The 13412-nt window shown below is 66.9% G+C and carries 10 protein-coding genes; all 10 read left to right on the top strand.

All coding sequences use genetic code 11. The features are described 5' to 3' along the window. Positions 1 to 180 precede the first annotated feature (180 nt). The 10 genes from BMW75_RS18520 (at position 181) to uvrC (ending at position 13129) form a co-directional block, all read left to right on the top strand. Complete coding sequence (locus tag BMW75_RS18520) at positions 181 to 777, top strand: DUF4136 domain-containing protein (RefSeq protein ID WP_092581336.1); 597 nt, start codon at positions 181 to 183, stop codon at positions 775 to 777. Between the two features lie 123 nt (positions 778 to 900). Next, a complete protein-coding gene (locus BMW75_RS18515; RefSeq protein ID WP_371467382.1) occupies positions 901 to 2055 on the top strand; it encodes a patatin-like phospholipase family protein in 1155 nt (384 codons plus the stop codon). A 172-nt stretch (positions 2056 to 2227) separates the two neighbouring features. Continuing rightward, entirely contained in the window at positions 2228 to 2740 is a 513-nt protein-coding gene (locus BMW75_RS29750) for a winged helix-turn-helix domain-containing protein (protein ID WP_254792062.1), read from the top strand. Between the two features lie 209 nt (positions 2741 to 2949). Further along, complete coding sequence (locus BMW75_RS18505) at positions 2950 to 4230, top strand: efflux RND transporter periplasmic adaptor subunit (RefSeq protein WP_092581334.1); 1281 nt, start codon at positions 2950 to 2952, stop codon at positions 4228 to 4230. Positions 4231 to 4295: 65 nt separating this feature from the next. After that, a complete protein-coding gene (locus BMW75_RS18500) occupies positions 4296 to 7526 on the top strand; it encodes an efflux RND transporter permease subunit (RefSeq protein ID WP_092581333.1) in 3231 nt (1076 codons plus the stop codon). Next, on the top strand, positions 7523 to 9016 hold the full coding sequence (locus BMW75_RS18495) for an efflux transporter outer membrane subunit (RefSeq protein WP_092581332.1): 1494 nt from the start codon (positions 7523 to 7525) through the stop codon (positions 9014 to 9016). The genes BMW75_RS18500 and BMW75_RS18495 overlap by 4 nt, the downstream gene beginning before the upstream one ends. Continuing rightward, complete coding sequence (locus tag BMW75_RS18490) at positions 9013 to 9753, top strand: pyridoxine 5'-phosphate synthase (RefSeq protein WP_092581331.1); 741 nt, start codon at positions 9013 to 9015, stop codon at positions 9751 to 9753. The genes BMW75_RS18495 and BMW75_RS18490 overlap by 4 nt, the downstream gene beginning before the upstream one ends. Positions 9754 to 9800: 47 nt before the next feature. Further along, on the top strand, positions 9801 to 10229 hold the full coding sequence (acpS, locus tag BMW75_RS18485; protein WP_092581449.1) for a holo-ACP synthase: 429 nt from the start codon (positions 9801 to 9803) through the stop codon (positions 10227 to 10229). Positions 10230 to 10281: 52 nt separating this feature from the next. Further along, positions 10282 to 11340 (top strand): beta-N-acetylhexosaminidase, encoded by a 1059-nt coding sequence (gene nagZ, locus BMW75_RS18480; protein WP_092581330.1) that lies wholly within the window; start codon positions 10282 to 10284, stop codon positions 11338 to 11340. Further along, positions 11303 to 13129, top strand: a complete 1827-nt coding sequence (uvrC, locus tag BMW75_RS18475; protein ID WP_092581329.1) for an excinuclease ABC subunit UvrC — start codon at positions 11303 to 11305, stop codon at positions 13127 to 13129. Before nagZ ends, uvrC begins: the two co-directional genes overlap by 38 nt. Positions 13130 to 13412: the final 283 nt, after the last annotated feature.

The following is a 13412-nucleotide window of genomic DNA, read 5'->3' as shown; positions in this document are numbered from 1 at the left end:
CCATGGCAGGGAGCGTCGGGAAGTGTAATGGACCGGCGCGAGCGAGGGTGGCCGGGGTGCTCATGAACCGGCCATTTCGCAACCCCTTGCGCGGTGGGCGGGGTTGCGAATGAGATTCTGTTGAAACTTTGGTGGCTTCGCGGCACTATGTTCTCGCCTTGAACTCACGGAGAGATCGACATGAAAGCGTTGAAATTGCTGACGGCGGGTTCCATGACGGCATTACTGGCGGCCTGCGCCTCTGGCCCCACGGTCAAGAGCGATTATGACCACCAGGCTGATTTTGCGCAGTACCGGACTTTCGGCTACATGACGCCGCTGGGTACGGACAAGGCGGGCTACAACACCCTGCTGACCGAACGGCTGAAGAGCGCCACGCGCGGCCAGATGGAAATGCGCGGCTATACATACAGCGCCACCAATCCCGACCTGCTGGTCAATTTTGGCGCCAAGCTCCAGCAACAGACCGAGGTCGTGCCCGGACCCGCGCCCATGGGTCCCTACTACGGCTACCGCGCGGGCTTCTACGGCGGCTGGCCTGGCTACGGGTGGGGCGACGACGTCTATCAATACACCGAAGGCACGCTCAGCATCGATCTCGTGGACGCGCGCCGCCGGCAACTGGTCTGGGAAGGCGTCGCCGTGGGTGAAATCCAGAACCCCTCCAGCGCCGGGTCGTCCGAGAACGTGGACAAGGTCGTGGCGGAAGTCTTCGCCAAGTACCCCTTCCGCGCCGGCGTTGCCGCGCCGCAGGTTCCCGACAAGACCAAACGCTAGACCCGCATCGGATCCCGCGTTGGACCAAGTGTGATAGGACGCCGCATGACTGTACGCCCCAAGGCCCGCAACGAAGACACCAAAGACACCGAAAACGCCAAAGACCCCAAAGACCCCCAGGAAATGCCGCACTACGACACCGTTGCGCTCGTGCTGCAGGGCGGCGGGGCGCTCGGGTCGTACCAGGCGGGGGTGTACCAGGGCCTGCACGAGGCCGGCATCCGGCCCAACTGGATTTCCGGGATCTCCATCGGTTCCATCAACGCGGCCATCATCGCCGGTTCGCCGGAAGACGAGCGGGTCGACCGCCTGCGCGGCTTCTGGGAAAGCATCTGCCGGCCCAGCGGGTTTGCGTCGATGCCGTGGGGCGAGTCGCTGGGGCGCATGTTCGAGGGCGTTCCGTTCGGCTTCGGCTCGCCTGCCATGAACGGGCAGGTGTCGGCGCTGCAGGCGCTGCTGACGGGCCAGCCGGGCTTTTTCAAGCCGCGCTTTCCGCCGCCCTACATGGTCCGGGGGCGTGGGGCCGCCTCCACCAGTTTCTACGACACCTCGCCGCTGGCCGATACCTTGCGCCAGTACGTGGACTTCGATGTGCTGAACAGCGGCGCGGTGAGGGCCAGCTTCGGCGCCGTCAACGTGCAGTCGGGCAATTTCGCGTACTTCGATAGCACCGAGCGCACGCTGGGACCCGAGCACATCATGGCCTCGGGCGCCTTGCCGCCGGGATTTCCGTCAGTGGAGATCGAGGGCCAGCACTATTGGGACGGCGGCGTCGTGTCCAACACGCCGCTTGCGCAGGTGCTGACCACCGAAAACATGCGCGACACGCTGGCCTTCCAGGTGGACCTCTGGCCCGCGCGCGGCGCCCTGCCCACGTCGCTGGAAGAGGTGGCCGAACGGCAAAAGGACATCCAGTATTCCAGCCGCACCCGGCTGGTCACCGACCAGTTGCGGCGCGTGCTCAAGCTGCGCCATGGCCTGCAGCGTCTGCTTGAACGCCTGCCCGAAGCCGATCGCAAGGCGCCGGACCTTGCCGACATCCGCAAGCTGTCGCACACGCCGGCCACCAACATCATCAACCTCATCTACGAAGCCAAGCACCTGGAGCGCTACTCCAAGGACTACGAATTCGGCACCGAGGCGATGCGCGAGCACTGGGAATCGGGACTCACCGATATCCGCCGCACCCTGCAGAAACCGGGCATCCTGGCCCGGCCCACGCAGGACAGCTGTTTCGTCACGCACGATATCCATCGCAACGGCACCAAGCATTCATGACGGCGCGGGGGGCGCCACCGCTACTTGCGGGCGGTTTGTAGGATTGGTCTGAAAGGTGAGCGTCGGCAGGCTGGGGACCGCGCCTTGGCGGTAGTCTTGCGGGACAAACCGCAACCTTGTTTCGGGACCGTCCGCCACCGCATGCCGGCAGCCGTCCCCTTGGAGAACCGTCTTGGATGCCCCCGTTCTTGCACCCGTTCTTGCCGCCGTTGTTGCGCTCGATGTTGCTCCTGATGTTGCTCTTGATGTTGCTGCCGATGTTGCCCCCGACGTTGCCCCCGGTCTCGCGGGCCCGCGTTCCGCCCGGCGGCACGCGCCCGCCGGCGATGCCTGTCGAATCCAGACGCCAGCCCGCCGGCGGACGGGCGCCGGCCATGACCCCGCCGATGGCTGGTGGAGCCTGCTCTACTGGGGCTGGACCTTGCAGATGCCCAGCGGCGCGCGCCTGGATCTCACCGAGATCGAACGCGCCTGCTTCGCCTGCCTGGTAAAAAACCCGCGCCGCGAACTGGTGCGCGATGAACTCAAAGCCATCCGCAGCGGACTGAACATGCGGTCCCTCAACGTCGCGATCTGCCGGCTGCGCGGCAAGGTGCGGCAGGCCGGTTTGCGGCTGCCGCTGCACACCGTCCATGGGGTGGGCTACGCGTTTCTCGGCAACCTTCGGGAGCTGTCCACCGACTAGAAAATTGTTGCGGAATTACTTCTGAAAGTTCCCCCGAAACGCCCGAAAGTACGTGATTTCCCCAATAACTGAGTTACATTACTGGGCTATTCACGTGTCGTTGGTGACGCTTGGTCATGTTTTGATCCCTGCCTGCCGGCACGATCGAACGGCTGCCATGACTTGACGCAATTTCACGACGCGGTTCATTTCGCTACGCGGGGGTTTCAATGCGGTTTTCGCCTAAACGATTTTCGGGTCTGGCTTTTTCCGGTGGCGTCCTCGCGCTGATGTTGGCGGGGTGCGGTGAAAGACCCCAAATGAACCCGGGCATGCCACAGGTCAGCGTCATCACCGTGCAGCCCCAGCGCGCGCCCATTGTCTCCGAATTGCCGGGCCGCGTGGACGCCGTGCGCGACGCGCAGATCCGCGCCCGCGTCACCGGCATCGTCCAACGCATCGCGTTCGAGCAGGGCGGCGACGTCAAGGAAAACCAGTTGCTGTTCAAGATCGATCCGGCGCCCTACAAGGCCGCCTACGATCAGGCGACGGCGCAGTTGAAGCAGGCGCAGGCCAACCTGTTCAGCGCCAAGCTGCTGGCCGACCGTTATGCGCCGCTGGTCAAGGCCAACGCCGTCAGCAAGCAGGAATATGACAACGCCGTGGCATCCTATCGCCAATCCGACGCGGCCGTCGCGGCCGCGAAGGCCGCGCAGGACAACGCCGCCATCAACCTCGGCTACACGGACGTCACGTCGCCCATCACCGGACGCATCGGCAAGCCGCTCGTGACCGAAGGCGCGCTGGTCGAATCCACCTCCGCCACGCAGATGGCCACGGTGCAGCAGCTCGACCCCATCTACGTCGACTTCACGCAATCCACCACGGACCTCGCCGCGCTGCGCCGCGCCTTCGCCAGCGGCCGCCTGCAGCAGGTCGGCCAGGATGCGGCCCGCGCAACCGTCGTGCTCGAGGACGGCACTGAATACGACCACCCGGGCAAGCTGCTGTTCACGGGCATCACCGTCGATCCGACCACGGGCCAGGTAAACCTGCGCGCCGAAGTCCCCAATCCCGACGCCATCCTGTTGCCCGGCATGTATGTGCGGGTGCGGCTGGAGCAGGGCTTCGACGACAGCGCGCTGATGGTTCCCCAGCAGGCGCTGCAGCGCACGGCGGATGGCAAGCAGAGCCTGATGCTCGTGCGCGACAACAAGATTGCGCAGGTGCCGGTCACCACCGGCGGCGCCTTGAACAACAACTGGCTGATCACCAGCGGCCTGAAGGCCGGCGATGTGGTCGTGGTGGAAGGGTTCCAGAAGATTCGTCCCGGCGCGCCGGTTCAGGTCAGCCAATGGAACCGGGGAGGCGCAGAACAGGGCGCCAAGCCTGCTGAAGCTGGCGCCAAGCCCGCCGAAGCCGGCGCCAAGCCCGCCGAATCCACCCCCCAGCCCGGCGCCAAGCCGGCCGAGCCTGCCCAGCAGGACAAGGCCGCAGGCCAGAAATCGTAAGCGGCACGCGGCGCAGCAGGCGCCGCGTTCCTCTTTGGTGAGCATCGCTTTAAGAGTCAGCCCACATGCCGCAATTTTTCATCGATCGACCAATTTTCGCCTGGGTAGTTGCCCTATTCATTCTGCTGGCGGGGGTGCTGGCCATCCCGAACATGCCGGTCGCGCAGTACCCGGACGTGGCGCCGCCGGCCATCACGATCACCGCCACCTACCCCGGGGCCTCGGCCAAGGAAGTGGCCGAGTCGGTCACCAGCATCATCGAAGACCAGCTCAACGGCGCCAAGGGCCTGATCTACTACGAGTCCGTCAGCGATTCCTACGGCACCTCGACCATCACCGCCACGTTCGCCCCGGGCACCAATCCCGACCTGGCGCAGGTGGACGTGCAGAACCGCGTGTCCAACGTGATCGCGCAATTGCCCGGCGCGGTGCAGCAGCAGGGCTTGCAGTACGAGCAGACGAGTACCGGCTTCCTGATGATCGTGACGCTGTCGTCCCCCGACGGCTCGCTGGACCAGACGGCGCTGGCCGACTACATCACCCGCAACGTGCAGAACCCGGTTTCGCGCGTGCCGGGCGTGGGCCAGTTCCAGCTCTTCGCCGCGCCGCGCGCGATGCGCATCTGGGTGGACCCGGCCAAGCTGGTGGGCTTCAATCTCAGCATGGCCGAGGTCAACAACGCCATCGCCGGCCAGAACGTGCTGATCTCCGGCGGCAGCATCGGCGCGCCGCCCAATCCGGAATCGCAACGCATCACCGCCACCGTCACGGCCAACGGCCAGCTCAGCACGGTGGACGGATTCGGCAGGATCGTCCTGCGCGCCAATACCGACGGTTCCAAGGTGCTGCTGCGCGACGTCGCCCGGATCGAAGTGGGGGCCGACAACTACCAGTTCGGCGCCCGCCTGAACGGCAAGCCGACGGCGGCCTTCGCCATCGTGCTGTCGCCCAATGCCAATGCGCTGGCCACCGCGCAGGGCGTGCGCCAGCAGATGGAAGAACTGTCCAAGTATTTCCCGGGCAACATCCAGTACTCCGTGCCGTATGACACCGCGCCCTACGTGAAGGTGTCGATCGAGCAGGTGCTGCACACCCTGGCCGAAGCCATGGTGCTGGTGTTCCTGGTGATGTACCTGTTCCTGCAGAACGTGCGCTACACGCTGATCCCGGCACTGGTGGTGCCGGTGGCCATGCTGGGGTCGTTCGCGGTGATGCTGGCGTTCGGGTTCTCGATCAACGTGCTGACCATGTTCGCGATGGTGCTGGCGATCGGGATCCTGGTGGACGACGCCATCGTGGTCGTCGAGAACGTCGAGCGCATCATGGCTACCGAGGGCCTGCCGCCCAAGGAGGCCACCAAGAAAGCGATGCCGCAGATCAGCGGGGCCATCATCGGCATCACGCTGGTGCTGGTGACCGTGTTCCTGCCGCTGGCCTTCATGAGCGGGTCGGTGGGCGTGATCTACCGGCAGTTCTCGGTCGCCATGGCCGTGTCCATCTTCTTTTCGGCGCTGCTGGCGCTGACCTTCACGCCGGCGCTGTGCGCCACGATCCTCAAGCCGGTGCCCAAGGGCCACCACGAGGACAAGAAGGGGTTCTTCGGCTGGTTCAACCGCAAGTTCGACGCCACCACCCACGGCTACCAGAACTGGGTGTCGCGCATCCTGCACAAGGGCGGCCGCATGATGCTGGTCTTCCTGGTGCTGGTCCTGCTGCTGGGCTGGCTGTACCTGCGCCTGCCGTCGTCGTTCCTGCCCGAGGAAGACCAGGGGTATGTGGTCAGCAACATCGAACTGCCCACCGGCGCCAGCGCCAACCGCACCGTCGAGGTCATCGAACAGGTCGAAAAGTACTTCCAGAGCATCCCGGCGGTCGAGAACATCATCGCCGTGCAGGGCTACAGCTTCAACGGCAACGGCCTGAACGCCGCCATCGCGTTCACCACGCTCAAGGACTTCAAGGACCGCAAGGAACGCAAGGACTCGGCGGGCGCCATTGCGTTCGTCGCTTTCGAAAAGCAGCTCATGGGCATCCATGACGCGCAGGTGTTCACGCTGGTGCCGCCGGCCATCTCGTCGCTGGGCAACGCCACCGGCTTCGACCTGCGTCTGCAGGATCGCGGTTCGGCCGGCACCGACGCGCTGGCCGCGGCCACGGCCCAGTTGATGGGCGAGGCCATGAAGAGCCCGGTGCTGTCGCAGGTCCGCATCACGGGCCTGGCGGCGGGCACGCAGCTCAGCCTGAACATCGACCGCGACAAGGCGGCCGCCCTGGGCGTGGACTTCAACGAAGCCGCGTCGCTGATCTCCACGGCGGTCGGCTCGGCCTACCTGAGCAAGTTCCCGAACATGGGCCGGATGCAGAACATCTGGGTCCAGGCCGACGCGCCGTACCGCATGCAGCTTTCCGACGTGCTCAAGCTGAACGCGCGCAACACGCAGGGCGGGATGGTGCCGTTGTCCACGTTCGTGACGGCCGAATGGGTCCAGGGCCCGGTGCAGGTCGTGCGCTACAACAGCTACGAGTCGATGCGTATCGGCGGCAGCTCGGCCGCTGGCTACACCACCGGCGAGGCCATGGCGGAAATGGAGCGCCTGGTCGGGCAGTTGCCGCAAGGCTTCGGCTACGAGTGGACGGGCCTGTCCTACCAGGAGCGGCAAGCCGGCAACCAGGCGCCCATCCTGATGGGCCTGTCGCTGCTGGTCGTGTTCCTGGTGCTGGCCGCGCTGTATGAAAGCTGGGCCATTCCCATCTCGGTCATGCTGGTGGTGCCGCTGGGCATGCTGGGCGCAGTGGCGCTGGTCAGCGCGCTGGGCATGTCCAACGACGTGTACTTCCAGGTCGGGATGGTGACCGTGATCGGCCTGGCGGCCAAGAACGCGATTCTTATCGTGGAATTCGCCAAGGACCAGTACGCGCGCGGCATGGGCCTGTACGAATCCGCGGTGGAGGCGGCGCGCCTGCGGTTCCGGCCGATCCTGATGACGTCGCTGGCGTTCATCCTGGGCGTGATTCCGCTGGCGATGGCGACCGGCGCCGGCGCCGCGAGCCAGCGCGCGGTGGGCCTGGGCGTGCTGGGCGGCATGCTGGCCGCCACGCCGTTCGCCGTGATCTTCGTCCCGACGTTCTTTGTGGTCGTGCTGGGCTTGTTCAAGACGCGCCCGCGCCTGCTGGGCGCCGAGCTGCGCGCCTTCGAGGAAGAACAGGCCGCCAAGAAGGCACAGGCCGAACAGGCCGCGGCCCCCACGACGCCGCAACCCGCACAACCGACCGGTGGCCAGGAGGGCAAGGAATGAAAGCCCTGATGTTCAGACAGACCGCCTTGTCCGCCCTGGTGGCGGTGGCGTTGGCCGGCTGCTCGCTGGCTCCCGATTACAAACGTCCCGAGGCGCCCATCAGCGCCACGTGGCCCGACCAGCCCAAGGTGCAGTACGGCGCGTACTCGCGTGCGACCACGCTGGGCACGCAGCCGGCCTCCGACGTCGTGCCGGAAGCGGGCACGCCGGCCGCGGACCTGGGCTGGCGCGAGTTCTTCCGCGATCCGCGCCTGCAAGCCCTGATCGAGCTGGCGCTGGTCAACAACCGCGACCTGCGCGTGGCGGTGCAGCGCGTCGAAGAGGCGAGGGCGCAGTACGGCATCCAGCGCGGGGCGCAATGGCCCAGCATCGGCGCCGGCATCCAGGGCCAGCGCCAGCATCTGCCGGCCAACATGCGGCAGGGCGGCGCGGACGCCAGTTCGATCAGCAGTTCGTACCAGGCCGGGATCGGCCTGACCACGTTCGAGATCGACCTGTTCGGCCGCCTGCGCAACCTGTCCGAGGCGGCGTATCAGCAATACCTGTCGACGGAGCAGGCGCAAAAGACCGTGCAGATCTCGCTGGTCGGCTCGGTCGCGCAGTCGTATTTCAACCTGCGCGCGGCCGAGGTCCAGCTCGACCTCACCCAGCGCACGCTGGCGTCGCGCCAGGAATCCTATGACCTGGTCAAGCGCCGCTTCGACGGCGGCGTGGCCTCCGAGCTGGACCTGAACCAGTCCAAGTCCCTGCTGGACACGGCCTCGGCGGACCTGGCGCAACTGGCCCGCGCCCGCGCGCAGGCCATGAACGCGCTGGTGCTGGTGGTAGGCACGCCGTTGCCCGACACGCTGCCTGCGCCCGCCGAATTCGGACGCGACCAGCTGCTGGCCACGGTGCCGTCCGGCCTGCCGTCCGACCTGCTGGAACGCCGGCCCGACATCGCCGCGGCCGAAAACCAGCTGCTGTCCGCCAATGCCAACATTGGCGCGGCGCGGGCGGCGTTTTTCCCGACCATCTCGTTGACGGGGCTCTTGGGCGTGGCCAGTCCGTCGCTGGGCGACCTGTTCAAGGGCGGCCAGGGCTACTGGAGCTTCTCGCCGTCCATCACGACGCCGCTCTTTGCGGGCGGCAGCATCCGCGAAGGACTGAGCCTGGCCAAGGCGCGCGACAATATCGCGGTGGCGCAATACGAACAGACCATCCAGCAGGCATTCCGCGAGGTGTCGGACGCGCTGGCGGGCGAGGCCACGTATGGGGCGCAGCTCGACGCCCAGCGCGCGTTGCAGGATTCCTCGGCGCGCACGCTGGAGTTGTCGAATTTGCGGTATACCAACGGTATCGACAGCTACCTGCAGGTCCAGACCGCGCAGGTGGACTTTTTCAACGCCCAACTGTCGCTGGTGCAGACCGGCCTGGCCGCGCTCATCAACCGCGTGGAGCTCTACAAGGCGCTGGGCGGCGGCTGGGAAGAAACAACGAAAGTGCAATGATGGAACTTGGTGTAAACATCGATCACGTCGCCACGCTGCGGCAGCAGCGCCACACGGCGTATCCCGACCCGATCGCCGCCGCGCTGCGCGCCGAAGACGCCGGGGCCGACCTGATCACGCTGCATCTGCGCGAAGACCGGCGCCACATCCAGGACGCCGACGTCTATGCGATCCGCCCGCAGTTGCGCACCCGCATGAACCTCGAATGCGCGGTCACGCCTGAAATGCTGGAAATCGCCTGCGCGGTCAAACCCAGTGACGTCTGCCTGGTGCCCGAAAAGCGCACCGAGCTCACGACCGAGGGCGGGCTGGAAGTGGCGGGCGCCATGGGCCCGGTTTCCGACGCCGTGGCCCTGCTGACCGAAGCCGGCATCCGCGTGTCGCTGTTCATCGATCCAGACCCCGTGCAGATCGCCGCCGCGGCCAAGGCCGGCGCGCCCGTGATCGAGCTGCATACCGGCGCCTATGCCGAAGCCGAAGGCGAGGCGGCCGAGGCGGAACTGCAGCGCATCCGCCTGGCGGTGGCCGAAGGGCTGCGCCACGGCCTGCGCGTGAACGCCGGACACGGCCTGCACTACGGCAACGTCCAGCCCGTGGCCGCGGTGGCCGGCATTTCCGAGCTCAATATCGGCCACGCCATCGTGGCGCAGGCGATCTTCGACGGCTGGGAAAAGGCCGTGCGCGACATGAAGGCGCTGATGGTGCAAGCGCGCCTGCAAGCGCTGCGCGGGCTTTGAACGCGGGCCCATGACGCGTTTTGACCGCCAGCCCGCCGACGACGCCCATGCCTGACACTTCCCCCGCCACGCCCGCCGGCGCCATCGCCGGCATCGGCATGGACCTGCTGCGGATCGACCGCATCGAACGCGCCCTCGAACGCCACGGCGACCGCTTCGCCGAAAAGATCCTGGGCGCCGAGGAACTCCGGAAGTTCCACGCCCGCCGCGCGCGCGACCCGGTGCGGGGCCTGCGTTTCCTGGCCACCCGCTTTGCGGCCAAGGAGGCGTTTTCCAAGGCGATCGGGCTGGGCATGCGCATGCCCATGACGTGGCGCCGCGTGCAGACGCTGAACGCGCCGGGCGGCCGCCCGGTGCTGGTGATCGCGCCCGAACTGCTGGCCTGGTATGCCGAACGTTTCGGGGCGGCCCACGTTTCCATTACCGATGAATCCGATATGGCCGCCGCGTACGTGGTGGTCGAACGCAAGCCCTGAGTCCGGGTCCGTCCCGGCCGGCTTGCCGCACACAGACACAAGGACAGCCTCCATGGCCAAGAAGCAAAACAAGGCGGTCCTGCCCCCCGGCCCCGTGATGGTCGATGTGGCGGGATATACGCTCACGAAGGCGGAAAAGAAGCGCCTGCGCCACCCGCTGGTCGGCGGCGTCATCCTCTTTGCCCGCAATTTTGAAAGCCGCGCCCAGCTCACGGAACTGACGCGCCAGATCCACAAGGCCCGCAAAGAGCCGCTGCTGATCCTGGTGGACCACGAAGGCGGCCGCGTGCAGCGGTTCCGCGACGACGGTTTCACCGCCTTGCCGCCGATGCGCGCGCTGGGCGAGTTGTGGGACCGCGATCCGCTGCTGGCGATGCGCCTGGCGACCGAGGCCGGTTACGTCCTGGCCGCCGAACTGCGCGCCTGCGGCGTGGACATGAGCTTCACGCCGGTGCTGGACCTGGACTACGGCGTCAGCAAGGTCATCGGCAACCGCGCCTTTCACCACGATCCGCGTGTGGTGACCATGCTGTCGCGCGCGCTGGTGCAGGGCCTGGCGCTGGCCGGCATGTCGGCCTGCGGCAAGCATTTCCCGGGCCATGGCTACGTGGGCGCCGATTCGCACCACGAGATCCCGGTGGACCCGCGCACGCTGGACGAGATCCTGAAGGACGACGCCGCGCCCTACGCCTGGCTGGGCGACGCCGTGCTGCCGTCCGTCATGCCCGCGCACGTGATCTATCCCAAGGTCGACAAGCATCCCGCCGGATTCTCCAAGCGCTGGGTGCAGGAGATCCTGCGCAAGCGCCTGGGCTACGATGGAGTCGTGTTCTCGGACGACCTTACGATGGAAGGCGCATCGGTCGCGGGGGACATCCTGGACCGCGCCAACGCAGCGCTGCGGGCGGGCTGCGACATGGTGCTGGTGTGCAACCGCCCGGACCTGGCGGACGACCTGCTGTCGCGCCTGACGTTCGATCACGCGCCCGAGTCCGTGGCGCGCATCCGGCGCCTGATGCCGCGTTTCGACGCGCCCGACTGGGACACCCTGCAAGCCGAAAGCCGTTACCAGAATGCCCGACGACTTCAATCTCAAATCGTTCCTATCTGACCTGCCGCATCTGCCGGGCGTATACCGGCACCTGGATGCGGCCGGCGAGGTCATGTATGTCGGCAAGGCGCGCGACCTGAAGAAACGCGTCTCGTCGTATTTCCAGAAGAACCTGTCCAGCCCGCGCATCGCCCAGATGGTGGCGAAGGTGGCGCGGCTGGAAGTGACGGTGACGCGTTCCGAGGCGGAAGCGCTGATCCTGGAAAACAACCTCATCAAGAGCCTGAAGCCGCGCTACAACATCCTGTTCCGCGACGACAAGTCCTATCCGTACCTGCACATCACCGGCCACGACTGGCCGCGCATCGCGTACTACCGCGGCGCCACCAACAAGCGCGGCCAGTTCTTCGGCCCGTTTCCCAACGCCTGGGCGGTGCGCGAAACCATCCAGATCCTGCAAAAGGTGTTCCGCCTGCGGACCTGCGAGGACAGCGTCTTCGCCAACCGCTCGCGTCCCTGCCTGCTGCACCAGATCGGGCGCTGTTCGGCGCCCTGCGTGGGCGCGATCGAAGCCGCCGAGTACGAGCGCGACGTGCAACGCGCCGTGCGCTTCCTGAACGGCGAGGCCAAGGACGTCATGGGCGAGATCGAGGCCCGCATGCTGCAGGCGTCCAGCGAACTGCGGTTCGAGGAAGCCGCCGCGCTGCGCGACCAGATGGGTTCGCTGGCGCGCGTGCTGCACCAGCAGACCATGGAAAACGTCAGCGGCGAAGACACGGACATCATTGCGGTGGCCATTGCCGGCGGCAAGGTCTGCGTCAACCTGGCGATGGTGCGCGGCGGCCGCCACCTCGGCGACAAGCCGTTCTTTCCCTCGCACGCCGAGGGCGAGGCCGCGCCGCAGGTGCTGGAAGCCTTCGTGGCGCAGCATTACACCGACAACGCGATGCCCCCCATCCTGGTCTGTTCCCACACCTTGCCCGATCCCGAGTTGATCGCGCTGCTGGTCGAGCAGTCGGGCGGCCGGCCGTCGCGGGTGCTGACGCGGCCGCAGGGCACCCGCCGGTCGTGGCTGGAGCAGGCCACCAAGAACGCCGAGATGGCGCTGGCCCGCGCGCTGACCGAATCCGGCGCCCGCGCGGCCCGCACGCTGGCGCTGGCCGAAGCCCTGGACCTGGACACGGATGAAGCCGCGCTCGACGCGCTGCGCATCGAATGCTTTGACATCAGCCACACCGCGGGCGAAGCGACCCAGGCGTCCTGTGTGGTCTTCGAACACCACGACATGCAGCCCTCGCTGTACCGGCGCTACAACATCGCCGGCATCACCCCGGGCGACGACTACGCGGCGATGCGCCAGGTGCTGACGCGCCGCTTCGCCAAGGTGGCGGACGGCGACGCGCAAATGCCCGGGCTTGTCCTCATCGACGGCGGCAAGGGCCAGGTCGAAGTCGCGCGCCAGGTGTTCGCGGAGTTGGGCCTGGACATCCAGACGCTGGTGGGCGTGGCCAAGGGGGAAGGGCGCAAGGTCGGCCTGGAAACCCTGGTCTTTGCCGACGGCCGCCCGCCGGTGGCCCTGGGCGGCGAGTCCGCCGCCCTGATGCTGATCGCCCAGGTGCGCGACGAAGCCCACCGCTTCGCCATCACCGGCATGCGCGCCCGCCGCGCCAAGACCCGCAACGTCTCGCGCCTGGAAGAAATCGAAGGCGTCGGCGCCCGCCGCCGCCAACGCCTCCTGGCCCGCTTCGGCGGCTTCTCCGGCGTCGCCCGCGCCAGCATCGAAGACCTGGCGTCGGTGGACGGCATTTCCCAGGACCTGGCGATCCGCATTTACGAGGCGCTGCGCTGAAGCCAGCAAACCAGATGCCTCAACCCCGCGCCCTCCGGCAATTCATATTTGCGAATTCACCCGTGCCGTCCTCCCAGCCGGACAAGTCCATACCGGGCACGCAGGCCTTTACAAGGCAAGCGGGACATACAATTCAACCCACGCAGTCCCCTCGCACGGAACTCTTCCAAATCCCAGACCCTCGCCCCTACAAGCAATCCGGGCCGCGCGGATCCGGCTCCGCCGGTCCGCAGAGGCGCCCCCTTGAGGGGGAAGCGCCAAAGGCGCTTCGGGGGTGGGCTCT

The sequence above is a fragment of the Achromobacter sp. NFACC18-2 genome (assembly GCF_900108985.1).
Lineage (GTDB): Bacteria > Pseudomonadota > Gammaproteobacteria > Burkholderiales > Burkholderiaceae_B > Achromobacter.
This window is presented reverse-complemented; position numbering and strand designations above follow the sequence as displayed.

What these genes read in the sequence shown, in the direction of transcription:
- BMW75_RS18520 (WP_092581336.1), top strand. Translation starts at nt 181, where the DNA reads ATGAAAGCGTTGAAATTGCTGACGGCGGGTTCCATGACGGCATTACTG.
- BMW75_RS18515 (WP_371467382.1), top strand. Translation starts at nt 901, where the DNA reads ATGCCGCACTACGACACCGTTGCGCTCGTGCTGCAGGGCGGCGGGGCG.
- BMW75_RS18505 (WP_092581334.1), top strand. Translation starts at nt 2,950, where the DNA reads ATGCGGTTTTCGCCTAAACGATTTTCGGGTCTGGCTTTTTCCGGTGGC.
- BMW75_RS18500 (WP_092581333.1), top strand. Translation starts at nt 4,296, where the DNA reads ATGCCGCAATTTTTCATCGATCGACCAATTTTCGCCTGGGTAGTTGCC.
- BMW75_RS18495 (WP_092581332.1), top strand. Translation starts at nt 7,523, where the DNA reads ATGAAAGCCCTGATGTTCAGACAGACCGCCTTGTCCGCCCTGGTGGCG.
- BMW75_RS18490 (WP_092581331.1), top strand. Translation starts at nt 9,013, where the DNA reads ATGATGGAACTTGGTGTAAACATCGATCACGTCGCCACGCTGCGGCAG.
- acpS (WP_092581449.1), top strand. Translation starts at nt 9,801, where the DNA reads ATGCCTGACACTTCCCCCGCCACGCCCGCCGGCGCCATCGCCGGCATC.
- nagZ (WP_092581330.1), top strand. Translation starts at nt 10,282, where the DNA reads ATGGCCAAGAAGCAAAACAAGGCGGTCCTGCCCCCCGGCCCCGTGATG.
- uvrC (WP_092581329.1), top strand. Translation starts at nt 11,303, where the DNA reads ATGCCCGACGACTTCAATCTCAAATCGTTCCTATCTGACCTGCCGCAT.